Below are 15,937 nucleotides of genomic sequence, written 5' to 3' on the forward strand. Positions count from 1 at the left end.
CAACTATCCACGCACCAGCATCAGACTTGGGACGGCCTATGGCGAGACACCAAATTGCCGACGGCCAAAACGTTATGCATCGAGAATGTCGATCTTCGCATTGAACACCACGTTCTTTGCACGGGCGACAGCCACTACGCGCTTGGCCGTCTCAATCTCCATGAACTTTTCGGAGATAACGCAATCTTCTACTGCAATTTCAAAACACTGGTTGCTGCTGATTTCGATCTCTAGAACGGTGTTGCTTCGTTCAATTCGAACAGTATTCCCCGACACTTCCAGAGAGCATTTCGGATGGATTATGAACTGCTGTCGAGCGGTTGTTGCCCTCTTGCTCGACACTGCATCGGAGATCAGGATCGTATTTTCATCGGCACAGAAAACCCGCCTGCCAATCGATGATTTTCGGTCCAGATAGCTTTCCATCTGAATGCGCCAAATATCTGATTGCTTGGCTAATTCGCTGATTTTGCCAAGTACCCGTGGACGTTTAAACCTTCTCGGTCGCACAAATTCGCACTGGTCGGTAAAGATGCCGCTATGTCCAAGATATGAACGAATATCGCGGGCATTTCCTTTTTTGTTCCAGTCGTAATTATAGTAACCGGCGTCCATCAGGAAGTCATAACCGTCAACGTTCAGTGTAATGCTTGTTTCATCGCTATGCCGATGGAAATAAGAATCCCCTCCGCACTTTGCGGTCACATATAATCGTTCTGACTTATAAATAAAAAAACCGGATTTTGGGAAAATTCCCATCCCCTCTTTTGGAGAGTATTTCTTCAAGTCTACCCACTGCGTGGGGTGCAATTCAGTATCGCCAATAATAGGAAAGGTCCCATCCTTGCGAAAAAATAAATGGCAAATTGCCTCGGCTTTCTCGATCCTTTCGACAAACCCCGTTTTGTCAGTTGCAATCGCGTTATCCTGCAAGAGTTCCACGACCGCCCTGAAAAGGCTTAAGTTCAAGACGTGGTACGCAGGGCTGTTTTCTACGCAGCACCCATCTTCGTCGAACGTATGCTCGAGCATTTTATTCAAGCGAGAAAGCGCGTGTGCTTGCCATTCCTGAACAACGCTTTCTGGAATGCTGCTAGGCGAAAGGGTAATTTCAATTAAAGCCCTATCCGCCATCAGCCCATGGTTGTTTGAGATGTAATGTGCATCGTTCCTCAACCAAGCACCGTGTCGATGCAGGGCTTTATCGATAAGAGCGAGCATATTATCGGGGATAACAAATCCGTCTGCTCTGGATGCATAGAGAATGTAAGCAAGCATTCGCCCGCGATTTGCGACGGCGTGGTCATCTTTCCATGCAGGCCCGCCCCGTTTCTTGGCTAACCATTCGAGGTAGGAGCCAAGCAGATGGAATAGCTTGTCCAGATATACGGGGTCCCTACCGTCCGCCCATGCGGTAAGAAGATCGCCCACGAAAGGTAGCGAATGAAACCAGAGAAGTTTGGAGCTTGAAGCTTCTTTAAATGATTGCGCCCAATTGGGCGGCTCCCCCACGTTAACGCGCCCCGTTATCGGAGCGGAAATTACGTTTTTTAGTGCTTGAATGCCGTTTTCCTTGCTCGTTCCCCTAAGAAATGGCTTTCTCATATTATTAATTTGTCGATCATGACGAGTATCGCGCCCTGACAAAAGCGCGTTTTGAGCATAACGACTAAACAAATCTATCCCCCAAGCATCTTCAACTGAATGTAATGAACTTCAATTTTTGGAAATCTAAAGTGCCCGCAACCAAAGCCCGGCGGCATGAAGTGACCGCATATCGCCCCCAATAGAACTCAACCCGTGCGCCCCTGCGCATAGCCTACGGCAACTATCACAATCTACGACTGTTTGGGAACACGTCGTTATCAACACCAATTACCGCCCTCCGGCGGGAATTACCCAAGCTCGAAAGCCCGGCCACTGAGCCGGGCTTTGCTATTTCACCAGCCCGCCCAAACTTGACAGGGCAATATAGATAGGAGACCAACCGATGTCGGCACCGACTTTCGGCATGACTTTCACGCGTCCCAATGATGAGCCGTTGCCCGTCATCGGTGCGGACTTCTCGAAAATTCTTCTGATCGAAACTTCGGAGGATGCCTCGGCGTCCTCATATCCAGTTGGCGACCCGGTTCGCATTTCGACAAGCGATACCGCCGCCGTCACGGATCTTGGAACAGGCTATCTTGCCGATGCCGTGAAAGGCATCAACGCACAGGTTTCCGGCCTTAATGCCGGCGCTGACGTTACCATATTACGGGTGAGCGAAGGCGCCACACCTGCTGAAACCGCAGCAGCTATCGCCGCCGCGCTTGAGGATGTGAGTTATATTCCGTCTGCCGTCAACGCCACACCGCGTATCGTCTGGGCCGGTCGCACTGCCTGGCGCCCGGACGAAAACACCGTCAACCCGGTCGTTGCCGCATTGCCTGCAGCTTGCGAACGACTTTTGGCGGTTGCCCCCGTCGATGTTGACGACACCAGCAAGGAAGCGGCAATCTCGGCCCGCGAGACAATGAACTCGCAGCGGCTCATTCCGATCGGAGTCGCAGCCCGTGTGTTCGAAGGCACCGAACTCGTCACCAGACCGATGGGGCCGCGCGTTGCCGGTCTTTTCGCGGCTGTAGACAATGCCCATAGGGGCAGGCCTTTCGATCCGATTGCCAACCAGCCCATTCAGGGCCTCGCGGGGCTTTCCCGCAACATTCCTTTCTCGCTGTTTGACGGTTCGTCCGAAGGGCAGATGTTACTGGAAAGCAATGTTTCCATCGTTGCGCGCGGCGAAACCGGCGTGGATGGGGCAATCGCCGACGGCGGCTTCGTCTTCATCGGCACCGATAACACCGATACGGGCGAACTCTGGAAGCAAATCCATCAGGTTCGTGGCGCCGACTATCTGACCGTCAAGATGGCACAGATTACCCGGCAGTTCCTCGGCCCGAAAATCACGGCGGATTCTGCGGAAGCGTGGCTGAACTCCCTGAAATTCATGCTGCGCGATCACAAGATCGATGATGATATTCTCGGTTCCCAGGTGAAGTTCATTCCTGAAAAGAACAGCCCGGAACAAATTCGCCTCGGACATCTCACCGTCAGCATCGGCATCGAGCCGGCGCCATCCTTCAAGGTCGCGAACCATGAAGTGAGCCGCTACCGACCCGCCGTCGAAGGGCTTGTCGCGGAGATTGTCGCCCGCCTGAACTCGCTAAGCTGACATCTACCCAATCCTGAAAATCGAAAGGCAATTCCATGCAAGCGCTTTACCAGATGGTGGCGGTCGATGTTCGCCGTGCCGAAGAGGCCGGTTCCTCACGGGCCAATCTCATTTCCAAGCTCACTATCCCGTCACTGAAATTCATTACGTCCACCCACAATCCGGGCGGCGGCGTGATGAGCGCCGATTTTACCCAGCCACGCATCGAGGCGCCGGAACCAGCCATGGAGGTCAAGGGTTTCGATACCGATATTTTCCGCGACCTTGGCGAAGTCAGCCGGTGGATTTTTGCAGGCGCAGTGAAGGACAAGAAAACCGGCAAGTTGGTCCCGTCGCGCGCCATCATCGAAGGCGCCATTACCGAATGGACACCGGACGAGGGATCACCGGAAGATTTCATGGGATGCAACCACGTCTTCAAGGAAGTGACCCACTACGAATTCAGCCTCAACGGTGAAGAGCTTTTCTATGTCGATTTCTGGGAGCGCATCCTGCGTACCGGCGGCATCGATCGCTTCGCCGATGTCCGTCGCGCGCTCGGCGCATAATTTCAGCTTCGAACTGGAGTGAAGCATGAACAAGGTCACATCTGTCACCATCCCCCTCGAATACCCTGTGCCTTACGATGGGGGCGAGGTGAAGGAACTCACCTTCCGCCGCATGAAAGCAAAAGACGCTCTGGTAGCCGAGGGCGTCGAAAGTGAAGCGCTCGCCGGTTATTTCCTTTTTGCGGCACTTGCCGGGGTCGATGTCGAACTGATCAAGGAACTCGACATCGAAGACATGGAAACAATCGGGGAAAGGATTGCCCCCCTCATGGGAAAGTCCGCGGCCGCCAAACCCAAGCAGGCGACAGAACCGTCGCCTGGCGAGACGTCCTGACGTCGGTCGCCCGAAACCTGCACACTCCGATAGACCAGATCGAAGAATGGGACATTGACAAGCTGCTCGACTATTCGGGCAGTCTCGCTCGTGTCGTTCGGTCTGAGAACAAACCTCCTGCACGATAAGAGGCTGCTATGGCCGCGATAACCTCGACATTGATCCTCAGTCTGATGGATCGCATTTCAGGCCCATCGAAGGCCATAGCCGCCTCGCTCACCCGGCTTCAGGAAATACAGGCGCAAAACAATCAGCGCCTTGATGCATTGCGCGGGCGGATGGTCGAAGCAACGGCAGTGGCCTATGGACTTTACCGTGCGTTCAAAGCCCCCGTCGAAGCGGCGACCGAATTCGAAACCAAGCTCGAAGATATAGCGCAAAAAATCGAGGCCCCTATTTCCGCTCTTCCGAGCCTTGGTCGGGAGATAAGGAAGGTAGCGCGAGATACCTACCAATCGGCCTCCGATATGGCCGACGGCATGGATGTCTTGGCCGGCATGGGCGCGAACCGTGACGATGCGCTCGGAATGTTGCCAGCCATCGGCAGAACCGCGACGGCCTACAATGCTGAAATCACCGACCTTTCGCAGGCGGGTTATGCCGCACTCAGCAATTTGAAGGTTCCTGCCAGCCAGCTTTCCTATGCTCTCGACGCCATGGCACAAGCCGGCAAGGACGGTGCATTCGAACTGAAGGACATGGCAAAATATTTCCCACAGCTCGGCGCAGGTTATCAGGCGTTGGGGCAGAAAGGCGTCCCCGCCGTCGCCGATCTGTCAGCCGCACTCCAGATCGTCCGCAAAGGCACCGGCGACAGCGCATCTGCTGCAACGAACCTCTCGAACGTTCTTCAAAAGATCAATGCCCCGTTGACCCGCAAGGCGTTCGCGAAAATGGGCGTTAATCTCGAAAAGGAGATGAAGAAAGCGGCCAAGGCTGGGCTCACACCAATTGAGGCCATCGCCGAAATCACGAACAGAACGTTGAAAGGCGACCTCGGCAAGCTTGGCGATCTGTTTCAGGACGCGCAGGTGCAGCAAGGTTTGCGTCCGCTCATCCAGAATATGGAGGAATATCGCCGTATTCGCGAGAGCGCGATGAAAGCGCAAGGGGTTGTCCAGGAGGACTATGAGCGGCGCCTCAAGACAAGCGCTGCAGCCGCGAAACGCTTCCGGATATCTATGGAGAATATCGGGCTTGCCATCGGATCAGCCCTTCTCCCGGCACTCAACAGTCTTGCCGACATCATCGTGCCTATCGTCAACCGAATGGCTGAATTCGCCGAGACGCACCCGCAGCTGACCGTCGCGATCGTGGCAACGACCGCCGCACTCGTTGCCCTGCGGGTCGCAGCAATCGCTGCGCAATTCAGCCTGTTGTGGATGCGGGGCGGACTTCTTACCGGCACGATCCTTTCGCTCAAGGCATTCCGAGGCGTGTTGGCAGGATTGTCCCTTGTCTTCGCCCCCGTTACTGCCGCCGTTCGTGGACTGCGTACAGCCATGATTGGATATGCCGCTGCCGCTTCCATAGCCGGAAACGGAGCAGCGCTTTCTATCATGGGCCGTTCGCTGATCGGGCTGCTCAATCCGCTGCGGCTCGTTTCAGTTGCTCTTCGCGCACTGAAAATAGCGCTGATAGGCAGCGGCATCGGCGCTATTGTCGTCGGCATCGCCATGGCAGGAACGTGGATCTACAACAACTGGCAAGGGATCAAGGAACTTCTTGCCGGAATCGGAGAGGGGTTTCGCGTAGGCCTCGCGCCCGTGCTGCCAATTTTGCAGCCCGTCGTGGATTTGGCCAAGCGCCTGTGGGATAGCATATCGGGATTGCTCGGCCCGCTTCAGGCATCCACCACAGAGTGGCGCAGCTGGGGCGAAGTCATAGGCGGGGCGGTAGCATCGGGCGTGAACAGTATCGCCACCGCGCTTGCCACAGTGGTTGGCTGGTTTCAGAGCGCCTATCAAGGCGCCGTCAAACTGAAAAATGCCATCTCCAGCTTTTCGAACAGCGAAGCCATCAGGACAACGGCCTTGGGTGGCGCAAATCTGCGATCCGATCCCAACCTTCCCACGTGGGCGCAAGGCATTCCCGCACTGTCGGGAGCAAGGGCGGCGGGCGGACCTGTCGTCGGCGGACGAACCTATCTCGTCGGTGAAAAAGGGCCGGAGCTTTTCACGGCAGACCGATCCGGGACAATCATCCCCAACGGCGGGAAAGCCACCGGCGGCGGAACTGGCGCTGGTTTCCAGATCGGGCAACTGCATGTGCACGGCGCGCCCGGCATGGACGAACAGACACTCGCTCAAAAAGTCATAACTGAAATCGAAAGGCGGTTCCGCATGGACAGCGACGGCATCCAGGCGGACATAGAATATGCGGTGTCCTGATGCTCTATATGCTTGGAACTCTCACCATCGACACGCGTCCCTTCAGCATCGATGAAATGCAGCGCAGCGCGTCTGCCGAGATTGCATCGAAGGCGCTCATCAACGCCCCTCCCGGCAAGGAATTTACCGGCGAGGGCGATGACGAAATCACCCTTTCCGGCCAGATTCTGCCCACCAGGATCGGAGGGCTGGCCGAACTGGAAATCGTGCATGAGATGCGGCGCAACGGCACCCGCTTTCCCCTTCATCGGGGCGACGGAACGCGGCTCGGTTGGTTTGCGATAACCCGTGTCGCCGAAGCCCATACCGACCTGACGCGCAGCGGCGTCGGTTTTATCGTCAAGCACACGATCACCATGACCCGTGTCCAGCCCGATGCGGGCGCGGGGCAGCAGGTCATTTCGGGTCTGCTTTCCCTGTTCGGCCTTTTCTAAAGGAAAATCCAATGCAAACGGTCATCGTAAGAGGCGAGGGAATAACCCTCGACCTTCTGTTGTGGCGCGCCTATGGCGTGCGCGGACGAAGCCTGCTGGAAAGTGCGCTTTCCCTGAATGTGGATATGGCCCGGCTCGGCACCGTCATCCCGATGGGAACCGAAGTCATCCTGCCCGACCTTCCCCCAGATAACGCGGGGCAACCCCGCGAAGTCGTCTCACTGTTCGGATAGCACCATGGCCTGGAAAGTTAATTGGAAGGTGCTGGTTGACGGCACCGACATGACCTCGGACATGCAGCCCTTTCTCATCGACATTGAGATTACGGACAAGGAGGGAGCGTCATCAGACACGTGTTCCCTCACCTTCGACGACACTGGCGGTCAGATCGCGTTGCCGCGTGATGGCGCATCGATCGAAGTATTTCTGGAAGGCGTTACCAAGTTCAAGGGTACGCTCGACAGTGCCCGCTCTTCCGGCTCTCGTGGCGGTGGGCGCACATTGCGCGTTACGGCAAAAGGGTTCGACAGTCGCGGCAAGGTCAAGCAACCCCTCTCCTTCCACAAGGACGAGGCGACCTTGCAGGAATTTCTTGACGATGCGGCAGAGCGAGCCGGTCTCGCATCGATCAAGCTCGACCCGGATTTTGCGAGAATCCGTCGCGACTATTGGGCGGCAGACGGCGAAAGCTATCTCCATATCGGCGAGCGGATCGCGCGGGAACTCGGCGGCACGTTCAAGATCAGGGGCGAACAATCCGTTCTGGCGCGGCGCGGGGACGGAAAAGCCGCCACAGGGGCGGCGCTGTCGGCCATCCATGGCGTTGTCGGCCAGAACATCATTTCTTGGGATATATCGCCGTTCAAGGGGCGTAAAACCTTCACGAAGGCCAAGGTTCGATTTTTCGACCGCAAGGGTGCTGCCTTCAAAAGCAAGGAAGTGGAATTCGACCTCGACCGGGATATCCCCGAATCCACAAACGTCGTTCGCTCGATGGTGGCCGACGAGGACCAAGCCAGCCAGATTGGCGATGCCCGCAAGCGCGAGGCCGAACGCGAAGGCGGCGAGGGTAGCGTTGAAATGGACATGACCGTCGCCGCACAGGCCGAATGTACGTTCATGCTGTCGGGAGCGCGCGCCGGCGTTGACGGGCAGTATCGCATCGTTTCGGTGCGCCACCGCGCCAGCAGGAACGGCGGCTCTACGACCAGTCTCGAAATCAAGCAGCCCGGAGGCGAGGCCGGGAAGGACCGACGCAAGGCCGGAAAAGGCCCGCGCGAAAAGAAATCTGCAAGCGGCGTCCCCGAACGCGATCTCGGCGAATACGGAACATCGCCCGCTTTAAACTAACCCCACACCAATCCTCCCAGCAGCCGCTTTCGAGCGGCTTTTTTTTATGCCGAAAGGAAAGACCATGGACAAAACCGTGCCGGCCGGTGCGGCGCTTCTGCTCGACTTCATCCGACTGACGGAAACGGGCAAAGCGGATCGCTCATCCTATGACGTCATATACGGCCACAATGAGGGTAAACTTCCTCAGCCCATCACGACCATGACGATTGGCGAGGTCGTTGACGCGCAATCGTCCTTCACACGTCGGTTTAAATCTTCCGCCTCGGGCGGCTATCAGTTCATGCGCGCCACTCTCCAGGACCTGTCAAGGGAGCTTGGCCTGCGCGGCACCCAGATATTCGACCCGAATTTGCAGGATAGACTCGGATACCACCTCCTGAAACGGCGCGGATATGAAGAATTCATGGCCGGAAAGATCGACCGGACGGAATTCGGCAAACGGCTTGCGCAGGAGTGGGCATCGTTTCCAGTTCTGGCCGCAGTGTATGGTGCGCACCGGATCGTCAAAAGGGGTGAGACCTATTACGCCGGCGATGCCTTGAACAAGGCTCTGGTCACGCCGGCAAAAATTGAAGCGCTTCTGGATCAGGTAAAGGCTGCTGGCAATACCGCCGCTCCGATAGTCGAGCCCCAGCCCTCCCCGCCTGCCCCTGCGCCGCAAGCATCTTCAGGGTTTTGGGCCAGCCTGTACGCGATCGTTCTCATGTATTTCGGAAAGGGCAAGTGATGGATATCGCCCTGCTCATTCCGATCATACGGCAGATTCTTCAGGTTATCGGCGGCATCCTGATCGCTCGCGGCTGGCTGGATGACGGGGCCGTCGATGCCCTGATCGGCATCATCGTCAACGGCATCGTATTCATCTGGTGGATGTTTGATCGTTATCGGATCAACAAGCGCAACCGTGATCTCCGGCAGACAGTTGAGGAAAACAGCAATGCTCTGGTTCGTTAAAAACTGGCGCGTTCTCGCGGTCATAGGCGCATTTCTGGCCGGGCTGGGGCTTTATGCGCTCGGCAGGCATGATGGGAAGCAACAAGCGGCGGTGGCGGCAGCGGAAGCTACGGCTCGGGCCGTTCAGAAGAGGGTGGATGTCGATGAAAAGATTATCGGCTTGGATAGTTATCAGCTTTGCATTGAGCTTGGCGGCGGGGTGCAGTGCAACGACATCAAACTGCGCGGGATGGAAGTCGATTCCCGTTAAATCGGCGACGGCAGTCTATCTCGCCCAGAACGATGTATCGGCAGGGCAAGGCATCGCTGGCCACAATGCATATGGCAAATCGGCGGGGTGCTGGGAATGAAGGAACAGATTGCCGACCGTGTAACCGCAGCGGTGGCGACAGGCGCCGCCATGAACCCATGGTGGATGCCTCACCTCGAACATGCCCTTTCAATGGCGTTATCTGCCCTCGGCATCATCTGGCTCCTTGTTCAGATATTCTACAAAATCAAGAATGGGAAATAAGAGGAGCCCCGCTTCATTCGGCGGGGCTATTCCCGAAACAAATTGCCCTATAGCCGACCGGGGGATACCCTGACATCAATCACGGCATCTGTTCGCGTATCGAGGTCACATTGGTAAGTCATGTTCTGCCATGCGCCGAAGCCATTTTGAAACTTGATCTTGTCACCTATAAACGTGACGATCCCGTTGTCAGCATCTTTTAGCCGATAATGGGAAAATTTGGGTTCCAGAAACCCATCTGTCCATTCGCTGCTATATTTCGCCATTCTTTCAATTGGGTCCTGACAATAAACGCTTGCCTCAGCGAATTTTTTCTCGCCTATGCAGGAAATATCCTTCTGACATGCAGCGTCTTTCTCTGCCTTCTTTACAGCTTCCTGTTCGGACTCTTGTTTCTTTTTGGCCTCGTATTCGGCAGATATCCTTGCTTTCTCCGCCTTTTCTTCTGGGGTCGGCTCTGGCATCGTCATAAGTGCGCCCACGCAGCTACTAATGAAAAGCAGAGTAAATAGACCACCCACTGTTTCCAATTTCTTCCGAAGCGTCTTGGAGACGAGGCTAACTAAGCCAATTGGTACAGCCACGAAGAATGAAATCACTAATATTGTTATAAAAACATTATTCATTTTTACCGCCCCTGCACGAAATTATCCTGCATCAGGGCTAGCACTAGGTCCCAAATAGCTCAAGAAGCCCGAACGCCTATTCCGTGAGAAACCCCTTGTCGCGCAACCATTGCGACAAAATGCGTCGAATGGCCTCTGGACGATTGGGCAAGTCACTTTCGGCCTTTCGGGCAGAATCTAATGCCTCCAGAAATTCCGGCTGCAAACGAACACCAACCAACTCCCCTGTAGTCTTGGGGCGCGGTTTTCGTGTTTTCGTGTTAACGTGAATTGACTTACTCATGCTTCCATGTTAACACCAAAAACAGACCGAGGCAAGACGGCAATCTTGTCCTCGGCCCTAACCTCAACCGATCATACGAGGATCGATCATGGCTAAAACTCTGAATATCACACGGCGTGGTGCCCTGCAAAGCTTGGCGGCGATTGGTGCACTGCCTGCCAGTATCGCTCCCGCATCCGTGGCTGATGCCTCGCCGAAACCAGTATCCGAATTGGTGCTGGAACATCTGGCTGCGCTGTTTGATGAATATTGGGCGGCATCTCTTATCGAAGATAAACCCGGCAGCATTGGCGAAAGCTACCTGAAGGCATGGCATATCGCGCAGGCTATGGTTGTTGTTCCATCCAAGACGATTGCTGGCGTAGTGATCAAGGAGCGGATCGCCAATATTCGCGGGATCGATGCCAACACGGGTGATGCCCATGATCTTCCCTTTGATGTTCGGCACGCGATGAAAAGCGCAGCACAGGCCGAACGCACTGCCATGGGGGCGTGAAATGCAGACAGAAATCGATATCAAAAACTTCGAATTCGAGGGCAATGGCGTTCGCAGCATTATTCAGAATGAAGAACCGTGGTTCGTTCTTTCCGATGTATGCCGTGTATTAGAGGTCAGAAACGTCGGTAATGCGGCGGCAAGATTAGATGATGATGAAAAGAGTAGCATCCGTAATACGGATGTTACCTCGGCGGGCGGCAACCCAAACATTTCCATCATCAATGAATCTGGACTCTACTCGCTGATCCTGACCAGCCGAAAGCCCGCCGCCAAAAGGTTCAAGAAATGGGTGACATCAGAAGTGCTGCCGACTTTGCGGCGAACTGGCGTCTACATCATGGATGGGCGAGACGAAGATCTGCCAAGCCTTGCGGATGGCAAGGTATTCGGCATGAAGGTAGCGAAGGTGAATGCAGCCGCCCGCCTGATCTCCGTTGCCAATGCGATCTACGGGCCGGAAGCCGCGCGCGCCCTATGGGAGAATGAAGCTGGGCTTCCCAAAGTGGCGCATAAGTCCGTTACGGCGCTGGCTGGAACGCCTGCAGACGATCCGACCGGATGCCTTCGGCATTTGTTGCGCTCGGCAACAGAAAACGGCAGAACAATCGGGGAGACACTGCGCCTCGCTTTGCATGATAGCGTGGCTGCTCGGCTCTTGCCAAAATACGGTATGCTTGCAGACCCCCATATTCATAAAGGATATCTGGCTATTGCCAGTGAGCACCCGTTCCTTGGTTCCGTATTCTCGCAGACACAATGGGCCGGTGACTGGAAAATCGCGATGATGCAGCTTGCCGGAGCCAAGTCTGCGCGTCTGCGAATCTCCGGCGAAAGCAACCCCACGCCCGTTGTCCTGGTGCCGAAAAGATCGGTGCTCGCGGTTCTCACCTCATACCACTGACAGCATAGAGCTTTTCTATCTCATATTTGCAGGAACATGCCGCCCCGACCGGGGCGGCTTCCGGTGCTGGAAACACCGGAAAGCGGCGGCTAAAGATTGGACGTCATATCCGCCCGGCATGACTGGACGTCAAATGCCACACCCCAACCCTTTCGGGCGGGGGCATACTGGCCTCGACAGGTTAATAAAAATGCAAGAAGGATTTTCATTCACAGCCGTGCGCCCGGTGTCGCCACCGGCAAGCTACATTGGCGGCAAGAAACAACTGGCGCAGCGGCTTGCATCCATCATCGAGCAAATCCCGCACAGGCTTTACGCTGAACCGTTTGTCGGTATGGGTGGGGTTTTCTTCCGCCGGCGCCTCGTGCCCAAGGCGGAAGCAATCAACGACATATCGGGCGATGTTGCCACGCTCTTTCGCATTCTCCAGCGTCACTATCCGCAGTTCATGGAGACAATGAAATTCCAGATCACCTCGCGCAAGGAGTTCGAGCGCCTCATAGCCTGCGATCCGGATACGCTCACTGATCTGGAGCGCGCAGCGCGTTTCCTCTATCTCCAGAAGCTTGCCTTCGGCGGAAAGGTAAAGGGGCGTTCGTTCGGCGTCGATACGACTGGCCCGGCCCGGTTCAATATCCATCGTCTGGGGCCGATTCTCGAAGAGGTGCACGAGCGTCTCGCCGGTGTCGTCATTGAATGCCTGCCGTGGGATGCGTTCATAGATCGATACGATACGCCGGCAACGCTATTCTATCTCGACCCGCCCTATTATGGTTGCGAAACGGATTACGGAAAGGACGTGTTTTCTCGCGACGACTTCGTCAGACTAGCGGAGCGGCTGGAAACGACCAGAGGAAGGTTTGTTCTATCGTTGAATGATCGGCCTGAAGTTCGGGCAATATTCCGCAGGTTCAGCATCTGCGATGTCCCTCTCACCTATACTATCTCTGGCGGGGAAGGTAAGCCAGTCTCGGAAGTGATCATCATGGATCGAAAAGTGCCCGCTGTGGCTAATCTTCCCTAAACGCAAATAAGAGCAACTAATATATGGGCATTGGCTTTCAGCCAAAGCCCACTTTCCATCTACAACGAATAAAAATTGGTCGGCTCAGAGGCCCCGTTGTGAGCGATAAAAATTTCCTCTTGAAATATCGCGGCCACTGTCGCTTAACTTCTTAAATAGTTGGCTTCAGGGGGCAAACATGGCGGATCATGACCAAATAGTAGAAGCATTTTCGGAATTAGCGGAACGTATTCGGAGCAAATGGATACATATGATTCCGATCAATTCAACATTCACAGAAAAGTTTGGATGGCAACATTCGCCACTAGCCCCAGCAAATGTTGCTGATTTTGCGGACAGTATTAGTGATAGGATTGATTTATTTTTCAAGTCTGATGCACAGTCAGAAGAGACACTAACTTTATGGTGCGATATTGGTCACCAGGCAGACTTACTAACTTTTGATAACTTCAACAGCGATGCTAAAAGTTCCTTTTCCTCCACAATGCATTTTCTAAATTGGGTTTCTTCAAATCTGCCACCCGCATTAGCAAATGTCGATTGGGAAGCGATAGAGAACAAAGAATACCTGCCCAGAACATTATCAAATCGGTTAAAGGGAGTTGAATCTCGCGTAAGCAACCTCAATCAGCGCAGTGACGATTTACAGGAATCAATACGAATAATAGAAGACGCTAGACAGGCTGCAGACCGTCTACCAACTGATATTGAAGAATTGAGAAAAGCTCGCGAGGATATTAAAAGTTACCTTGCTAGCGTAACTAAAGACAAAACGGAAATATCCGAAGCCAACGAAACTTCTGCACATATAGTGACAGTTTTGGAACACTTGAAGGATAATGCCGAAGCCCTGGTTAAAAAATGCGACGATTCCTATCGGATAACTACTTCGGCTGGTCTCGCGGGCGCGTTTAATGAACGTTCGAAGAGTCTACAGATAACCGGTTGGGTATGGGTCGCTATACTCATAGTTTCACTGATACTTGGATCATTGATTGGTGCATGGCGCTTTAGCGAATTAATGAACTTAATGGGCGACGGCTCAACGGTGCGTACGTCAATCGTTGTACTTCATTTTATTGGCGCATTCATGGGAGTTGGGGCAGCGATATGGATAGCGTGGGTGTCAACCAAAAATGTAACCCAGTCGTTCAGACTATCTGAAGACTACGCATTCAAATCGTCTATCTCCAAGGCTTATGAAGGGTATAGAAGGGAGGCCATTGAGTTAGATGGAGATTTTGCAAAGAAATTATTCGGATCTGCACTTACACGGTTAGATGAGCAACCTAGCAGGTTTATTGATATGCGAGATCATGCATCTCCATTTGAAGCACTTCTGGACAACAAAGCGTTTCAAGAACTTATCAAATCTGTTCCCGAAGCCGGAAAGTGGGTCGCCAATACAGTCGCTGACGGAAAAACTGCATTGGGTGCAGTGATAGGTGCGACAGGTGCCTTTACCGCTACAAAAAACGAAAGCTACGAGTTGCCAGAGAACCAACAAGATGCCGAGCCAAAAGGAAGTGCAAGCTAATCTGACTGAAGAAGCGAGCTTATGATTTGGGTGCGCGTTGGGTGCAAGACTGCTTTTGTTCGCATCACGTTCTGCAAACGTACTCACTTGACCAGCCGTCAAAAACCGTGCAAATACCATATCATTCGATTTTCCGATTGCGTTGACATCGTAGGGGTCACAGGTTCAATCCCTGTCACGCCCACCATTCGATCATCAAATAAATCAGAGGCTTATCGGTAATACGTGCTGCGGATAGGCAACGTTTTTTGAGTTCGAAGAACCTGCGTTGGACCGCGAGCACGTCCACTTTACTCGGGATCATATCCGCAAGATCTGATACCAAGGTCTTTTATCGCTGACCCATTTGTGACTTCCGCTTGGTTTGATTTCATGATTCACCATTCAAAACAAGGGGTTTTGAATGGGACGAGCAGTAGTGTTGCGATCTGACTTTTGCGGCGATGATCTTCGCAGGCTTGCAAAACAGCATAAGGATGCGGCCTGTACGCGTCGCCTTTTGGCCCTGTCGCTGATCTATGACGGCGAAAGCCGCAGCGCGGCAGCCCGTTTCGGCGGTGTCGGTCTGCAGATTGTCCGGGACTGGGTATTACGTTTCAATGCCCACGGCGTAGATGGCTTGGTCAATGGCAAAGCTCCCGGCCGCAAACCACTGCTCAATGACGAGCAGCGCGTTGCTCTGGCTGCCCTTGTCGATAGTGGCCCGCAGTTCGAAGTCGATGGAACCGTACGCTGGCGTCTATGCGATTTGATGCGCTGGATTGCGGTCGAATTTGGCATCAAGGCAAGCCGTCAGACGGTTGCGCGTGAACTGCGCATGATAGCTACCGCAAATTGTCTGCTCGCTCCAGGCATCATGCGCAGGATAGCGAAGCCATCACCGTTTTTAAAAAGACTTCCCTGCCGCACTGGCAGAAATCCGTGCATGCCAGACCAGAGGCAAAGAAATAGAAATCTGGTTTCAGGATGAAGCCCGCGTTGGACAGAAGACAAAACTCACCCGGCGATGGGCGAAGCGGGGAACAAGGCCATCAGCACCACAGGACCAGAGAACGCGATCTGTCTATATATTCGGTGCAATCTGCCCCAAATGGGGCAAAGGAGCGGCACTTGTGATGCCGTGGTGCGATACTCATGCCATGACCGAGCATCTGGCGGAAATATCGCGTCAGGTTGCGCACAGCGCCCACGCCGTTCTCATCCTCGATCAGGCGGGCTGGCACATGACGGATGACCTGAGCCCCGTTTTCCCTCCAGCCGTTGGGAGAATCCGAATGTCGATTTATGGCCTCATGCGGCCCGCTTTTCCAGAGCCATTTTCATGGC

18 protein-coding genes and 1 pseudogene are annotated in these 15,937 nt (G+C 54.3%); 16 read left to right on the top strand and 3 right to left on the bottom strand.

Translation table 11 applies throughout. From position 1 onward, the window contains the following. Positions 1–72: 72 nt before the first annotated feature. Positions 73–1,677, bottom strand: coding sequence for a heparinase II/III domain-containing protein (locus tag FHS76_RS17240; protein ID WP_183655596.1), 1,605 nt, complete (start codon positions 1,675–1,677; stop codon positions 73–75). A 313-nt stretch (positions 1,678–1,990) separates the two neighbouring features. Between FHS76_RS17240 and FHS76_RS17245 the strand changes: the two genes are divergently transcribed. The 11 genes from FHS76_RS17245 (at position 1,991) to FHS76_RS17295 (ending at position 9,741) form a co-directional block, all read left to right on the top strand. Then, positions 1,991–3,214, top strand: a complete 1,224-nt coding sequence (locus tag FHS76_RS17245; RefSeq protein ID WP_183655598.1) for a phage tail sheath protein — start codon at positions 1,991–1,993, stop codon at positions 3,212–3,214. Positions 3,215–3,249: 35 nt separating this feature from the next. Then, on the top strand, positions 3,250–3,762 hold the full coding sequence (locus FHS76_RS17250) for a phage major tail tube protein (RefSeq protein WP_183655611.1): 513 nt from the start codon (positions 3,250–3,252) through the stop codon (positions 3,760–3,762). Between the two features lie 25 nt (positions 3,763–3,787). Beyond that, a complete protein-coding gene (locus FHS76_RS17255; RefSeq protein ID WP_183655614.1) occupies positions 3,788–4,096 on the top strand; it encodes a phage tail assembly protein in 309 nt (102 codons plus the stop codon). 137 nt (positions 4,097–4,233) lie between these two features. Beyond that, positions 4,234–6,486: a phage tail tape measure protein gene (locus FHS76_RS17260; protein WP_235992734.1), complete on the top strand. Its 2,253-nt coding sequence runs from the start codon at positions 4,234–4,236 to the stop codon at positions 6,484–6,486. Continuing rightward, a complete protein-coding gene (locus tag FHS76_RS17265) occupies positions 6,486–6,920 on the top strand; it encodes a phage tail protein (RefSeq protein WP_183655617.1) in 435 nt (144 codons plus the stop codon). The genes FHS76_RS17260 and FHS76_RS17265 overlap by 1 nt, the downstream gene beginning before the upstream one ends. Positions 6,921–6,931: 11 nt before the next feature. Then, positions 6,932–7,153 (top strand): tail protein X, encoded by a 222-nt coding sequence (locus FHS76_RS17270; protein WP_183655620.1) that lies wholly within the window; start codon positions 6,932–6,934, stop codon positions 7,151–7,153. 4 nt (positions 7,154–7,157) lie between these two features. Next, positions 7,158–8,270 carry a phage late control D family protein gene (locus FHS76_RS17275; protein WP_210306152.1) on the top strand — a complete coding sequence of 371 codons (1,113 nt, stop codon included), beginning with the start codon at positions 7,158–7,160 and terminating at the stop codon, positions 8,268–8,270. A gap of 64 nt (positions 8,271–8,334) precedes the next feature. Beyond that, the gene (locus tag FHS76_RS17280; protein ID WP_183655623.1) at positions 8,335–9,000 is read left to right on the top strand and encodes a lysozyme family protein; all 666 of its coding nucleotides are present in this window, start codon (positions 8,335–8,337) and stop codon (positions 8,998–9,000) included. Further along, positions 9,000–9,227, top strand: coding sequence for a Pam3-gp28 family putative phage holin (locus FHS76_RS17285; protein WP_183655626.1), 228 nt, complete (start codon positions 9,000–9,002; stop codon positions 9,225–9,227). Before FHS76_RS17280 ends, FHS76_RS17285 begins: the two co-directional genes overlap by 1 nt. Beyond that, complete coding sequence (locus FHS76_RS17290; protein WP_183655630.1) at positions 9,211–9,477, top strand: hypothetical protein; 267 nt, start codon at positions 9,211–9,213, stop codon at positions 9,475–9,477. The genes FHS76_RS17285 and FHS76_RS17290 overlap by 17 nt, the downstream gene beginning before the upstream one ends. Before the next feature lie 96 nt (positions 9,478–9,573). Then, complete coding sequence (locus FHS76_RS17295) at positions 9,574–9,741, top strand: hypothetical protein (RefSeq protein WP_183655633.1); 168 nt, start codon at positions 9,574–9,576, stop codon at positions 9,739–9,741. Positions 9,742–9,788: 47 nt separating this feature from the next. Here the strand turns inward: FHS76_RS17295 and FHS76_RS17300 are convergent, their stop codons facing one another. Continuing rightward, positions 9,789–10,367 (bottom strand): cell envelope integrity protein TolA, encoded by a 579-nt coding sequence (locus tag FHS76_RS17300; RefSeq protein ID WP_183655636.1) that lies wholly within the window; start codon positions 10,365–10,367, stop codon positions 9,789–9,791. Between the two features lie 76 nt (positions 10,368–10,443). Beyond that, the gene (locus tag FHS76_RS17305; RefSeq protein ID WP_183655639.1) at positions 10,444–10,650 is read right to left on the bottom strand and encodes a ribbon-helix-helix protein, CopG family; all 207 of its coding nucleotides are present in this window, start codon (positions 10,648–10,650) and stop codon (positions 10,444–10,446) included. 88 nt (positions 10,651–10,738) lie between these two features. Here FHS76_RS17305 and FHS76_RS17310 point away from each other — a divergent pair, with 88 nt between their 5' ends. From FHS76_RS17310 to FHS76_RS17330, 5 genes and pseudogenes are all read left to right on the top strand, one after another. Beyond that, positions 10,739–11,146 (top strand): hypothetical protein, encoded by a 408-nt coding sequence (locus FHS76_RS17310; RefSeq protein ID WP_183655642.1) that lies wholly within the window; start codon positions 10,739–10,741, stop codon positions 11,144–11,146. Between the two features lies 1 nt (position 11,147). Next, a complete protein-coding gene (locus tag FHS76_RS17315) occupies positions 11,148–12,050 on the top strand; it encodes a BRO-N domain-containing protein (RefSeq protein WP_183655656.1) in 903 nt (300 codons plus the stop codon). Between the two features lie 190 nt (positions 12,051–12,240). Continuing rightward, entirely contained in the window at positions 12,241–13,074 is an 834-nt protein-coding gene (locus FHS76_RS17320; RefSeq protein WP_183655658.1) for a DNA adenine methylase, read from the top strand. 178 nt (positions 13,075–13,252) lie between these two features. After that, positions 13,253–14,611 (top strand): hypothetical protein, encoded by a 1,359-nt coding sequence (locus FHS76_RS17325; RefSeq protein WP_183655661.1) that lies wholly within the window; start codon positions 13,253–13,255, stop codon positions 14,609–14,611. A 403-nt stretch (positions 14,612–15,014) separates the two neighbouring features. Continuing rightward, positions 15,015–15,849 (top strand): annotated as a pseudogene (locus FHS76_RS17330) (IS630 family transposase); the annotation flags it as partial. Positions 15,850–15,937: the final 88 nt, after the last annotated feature.

Origin of the sequence: Brucella daejeonensis (genome assembly GCF_014199265.1) — a bacterium.
GTDB classification, from domain to species: Bacteria; Pseudomonadota; Alphaproteobacteria; order Rhizobiales; family Rhizobiaceae; genus Brucella; species Brucella daejeonensis.

Bases quoted from the DNA above. Each gene is read 5' to 3' on its own strand.
- FHS76_RS17325 (WP_183655661.1), top strand. From the start codon at position 13,253: ATGGCGGATCATGACCAAATAGTAGAAGCATTTTCGGAATTAGCGGAA.
- FHS76_RS17255 (WP_183655614.1), top strand. From the start codon at position 3,788: ATGAACAAGGTCACATCTGTCACCATCCCCCTCGAATACCCTGTGCCT.
- FHS76_RS17315 (WP_183655656.1), top strand. From the start codon at position 11,148: ATGCAGACAGAAATCGATATCAAAAACTTCGAATTCGAGGGCAATGGC.
- FHS76_RS17290 (WP_183655630.1), top strand. From the start codon at position 9,211: ATGCTCTGGTTCGTTAAAAACTGGCGCGTTCTCGCGGTCATAGGCGCA.
- FHS76_RS17320 (WP_183655658.1), top strand. From the start codon at position 12,241: ATGCAAGAAGGATTTTCATTCACAGCCGTGCGCCCGGTGTCGCCACCG.
- FHS76_RS17275 (WP_210306152.1), top strand. From the start codon at position 7,158: ATGGCCTGGAAAGTTAATTGGAAGGTGCTGGTTGACGGCACCGACATG.
- FHS76_RS17285 (WP_183655626.1), top strand. From the start codon at position 9,000: ATGGATATCGCCCTGCTCATTCCGATCATACGGCAGATTCTTCAGGTT.
- FHS76_RS17305 (WP_183655639.1), bottom strand. From the start codon at position 10,650: ATGAGTAAGTCAATTCACGTTAACACGAAAACACGAAAACCGCGCCCC.
- FHS76_RS17260 (WP_235992734.1), top strand. From the start codon at position 4,234: ATGGCCGCGATAACCTCGACATTGATCCTCAGTCTGATGGATCGCATT.
- FHS76_RS17245 (WP_183655598.1), top strand. From the start codon at position 1,991: ATGTCGGCACCGACTTTCGGCATGACTTTCACGCGTCCCAATGATGAG.
- FHS76_RS17295 (WP_183655633.1), top strand. From the start codon at position 9,574: ATGAAGGAACAGATTGCCGACCGTGTAACCGCAGCGGTGGCGACAGGC.
- FHS76_RS17310 (WP_183655642.1), top strand. From the start codon at position 10,739: ATGGCTAAAACTCTGAATATCACACGGCGTGGTGCCCTGCAAAGCTTG.
- FHS76_RS17300 (WP_183655636.1), bottom strand. From the start codon at position 10,367: ATGAATAATGTTTTTATAACAATATTAGTGATTTCATTCTTCGTGGCT.
- FHS76_RS17265 (WP_183655617.1), top strand. From the start codon at position 6,486: ATGCTCTATATGCTTGGAACTCTCACCATCGACACGCGTCCCTTCAGC.
- FHS76_RS17280 (WP_183655623.1), top strand. From the start codon at position 8,335: ATGGACAAAACCGTGCCGGCCGGTGCGGCGCTTCTGCTCGACTTCATC.
- FHS76_RS17250 (WP_183655611.1), top strand. From the start codon at position 3,250: ATGCAAGCGCTTTACCAGATGGTGGCGGTCGATGTTCGCCGTGCCGAA.
- FHS76_RS17270 (WP_183655620.1), top strand. From the start codon at position 6,932: ATGCAAACGGTCATCGTAAGAGGCGAGGGAATAACCCTCGACCTTCTG.